This is a genomic window from Faecalimonas sp. LCP19S3_D12 (assembly GCF_052121495.1).
Lineage (GTDB): Bacteria > Bacillota > Clostridia > Lachnospirales > Lachnospiraceae > Faecalimonas.
In genome coordinates, this window is record NZ_JBQKED010000094.1 from 1 (window position 1) to 2,522 (window position 2,522).

General features: G+C 35.1%; 3 protein-coding genes and 1 pseudogene. All 4 read left to right on the top strand.

Features of this window, described 5'->3' with window-relative positions:
- Positions 1–353: 353 nt before the first annotated feature.
- Positions 354–521: pseudogene (locus ACTQXY_RS15260) on the top strand (relaxase/mobilization nuclease domain-containing protein); the annotation flags it as partial.
- Between the two features lie 133 nt (positions 522–654).
- Positions 655–1,401 (top strand): GNAT family N-acetyltransferase, encoded by a 747-nt coding sequence (locus ACTQXY_RS15265; RefSeq protein ID WP_441660183.1) that lies wholly within the window; start codon positions 655–657, stop codon positions 1,399–1,401.
- 62 nt (positions 1,402–1,463) lie between these two features.
- On the top strand, positions 1,464–1,652 hold the full coding sequence (locus ACTQXY_RS15270; protein ID WP_441660184.1) for a hypothetical protein: 189 nt from the start codon (positions 1,464–1,466) through the stop codon (positions 1,650–1,652).
- A gap of 255 nt (positions 1,653–1,907) precedes the next feature.
- Positions 1,908–2,078, top strand: a complete 171-nt coding sequence (locus ACTQXY_RS15275; RefSeq protein WP_441660185.1) for a hypothetical protein — start codon at positions 1,908–1,910, stop codon at positions 2,076–2,078.
- Positions 2,079–2,522 lie beyond the last annotated feature (444 nt).

Below are 2,522 nucleotides of genomic sequence, written 5' to 3' on the forward strand. Positions count from 1 at the left end.
TGCGTAATGCACTCCATCCACTGGCTACTGCGGCATAAATCGCTATTTTGTTAGCTGAAATATTGAATTTTCAAGGAACAAGTCCCATTTGGGGTATGGGAAGTCTTAGTAAATAATAATACTATACAGACTGAATAAAATAAAAGATAATCGGAAGATAGTGGGATTATTTTAAATATCGTAAATAACTTAGTCTGAAGATTGGAGGGAGGAAAGAGATAATTTTTGCTGGTAAATTTATGGATTAAAAGTTCTATACACTTTACGCAGTATGCAGATTTGACCGCAAGGATAGCAGAAATTCAGACCGACTGAGCGAAGCAGGAAAGCAGTCTGCTACTCTATGAAGCGGTGTGAAAGCGGCGGGCAGTATCAAGCTCCCCAACCTCGTCGCCATGCAGGAAGAATGCGGGAAGCTCCAAGCACAGAAAGAAGCCCTTTACGCCTATTATGGCAAACTGAAAACAAAAGTCAAAGAATATGACGTTATCAAGCAGAACATAGACAGCATTTTAAAGTAGAACAGAGAACCAAAACAGGAAAAGGAAGCAGAATGCGGATAATTATAGAGTTATTCATATTCCTGTGATATAATAGTTCATATTCGGATAGGATTTAGTGATATAAATTAGAATGTGACAGAGGTTTTATATAATGGAATATATTAAGGTTACGAACGAAAATATTGAAAAAGAGCATATATGTTGTGCGATTTCTAATAACAATGATATTCAAGTATCTTCAAAAAAAGCATGGTTGTCAGAAGGATTTGAAGATGGTTTAGTTTTTCTCAAAAGTATAAAAAGAGGTAAGTGTTTTATTGAATATATCCCTGCTGAAAATGCATGGAATCCAATTTCAGCAGATGGATATATGTATATTGATTGTTTATGGGTTGCAGGTTCGCTTAAAGGGCATGGTTATTCATCAGATTTATTAAACGCTTGTATTGAGGACAGTAAAAACAAAGGGAAAAAAGGATTGTGTATTTTAGCAGCGGCAAAGAAGAAACCATTTTTAGCTGACCCTAAATTTCTGAAGTATAAAGGATTTCAAGTTTGTGATGAAGCTGATAATGGTATTCAATTATGGTATTTACCGTTTGTAGAAAATAGCACATTGCCACAATTCAAAGAATGTGCGAAACATCCCCATACTGACGAAATGGGGTATGTTTTGTATTATACAAGTCAATGTCCGTTTAATGCGAAGTATGTTCCTGTAATTGAGGGAATTGCAAAAGAAAAAGCAATACAATTTAAAGCGATTCATTTACAGAGTAAAGAGGAGGCGCAAAACGCTCCGACAGCAATTACAACATATGCATTATTTTTAGATGGAAACTATATCACGAGTGAACAGATGAATGATAAGCGTTTTTTGAAATTATTGGAGAAGTAAAATTCAACATAGTAACGGTCTTTCTGAGAATACATCAACTGTGCTCAGGAACAGAGGTATTGATGGAAACAAAATCAGAAAGAATAGCAGAAATATCGGCGACAACGCCGGAGCCAGAGTTCACGTCTCTGTATCCCATGATAAATGCGGAAATGCTTATGCAATGCCATAAAGAATTAGATGATAGTAAAGTAGTAGGTATTGACCGAGTGACAAAAGTGGAGTATGAAGAGCATTTGGAAAAAACATAACAAATCTTGTAAGATGGTTAAAGAACAAGGCATACAAACCTTTGCCAGCTCTGAGGGTGTATATACCAAAGAGTAACTGGAAAATGAGACCGTTGGGGATTGCTTCTTACGAGAACAAGATTGTGCAGCTTGCAGCCAAGAAAATACTGGAAGCGATTTATGAACAGAGGTTTCTGAACTGTATGTAAGGTTTGGACCGAACTAATGCTTGTTTCTGGATACGAATATACTACTTTTGATCAGAAGAATTGAACAGTGATTCAGAGGAAAGTATCCATAATTGGATATGCCCTAGAGATCGTTGATAAGTTAGATGAAAAGATTACAGATAAAATGGATAAGATAAAAAAATTCTCCATTCTAATGGTAGTTGCAGCAATGGATATGGTGTACGGAGATGAAGAGATACCTATCTGTTATGTCTAAAAGACTTTTTTGAGAATTATAATAAGCAGGAAAAATACCTAGAATATTGTGGAAGAAATACAGACAAAGATGAAAATGTAAAAGGACGTTGGAAAATTTTTTCACAGGCGGTAGCGAAGTAAAAAACGATTATGCATTCATAAACTCTTTCTTAGTAAAAATTTATAACTAGATACAGCCACAACAAATACATGAAGGAATATTTGGTTAACAATATGCTCTGAGAGCAGATATTGTATGCGAAATATTGATTTTTGGGAGAAAACAAAAAAAATATATCTTATTGCAAGTTTGTTCATAGTTCGTTCATTCATGCGTATGTCGTGGATACAGCCACGACAAACGCATGAGTAAATAAATTGTGAACATCCCTTTTTTCTGATAAACTAAAGAGAAAAGAGGTGTTTCTTTATGAAAGAATTGTTAGAGTGGATGGAATATATT

Excerpts from the sequence above, each read along its gene's own strand:
- ACTQXY_RS15270 (WP_441660184.1), top strand. The coding sequence starts at position 1,464 with ATGGAAACAAAATCAGAAAGAATAGCAGAAATATCGGCGACAACGCCG.
- ACTQXY_RS15265 (WP_441660183.1), top strand. The coding sequence starts at position 655 with ATGGAATATATTAAGGTTACGAACGAAAATATTGAAAAAGAGCATATA.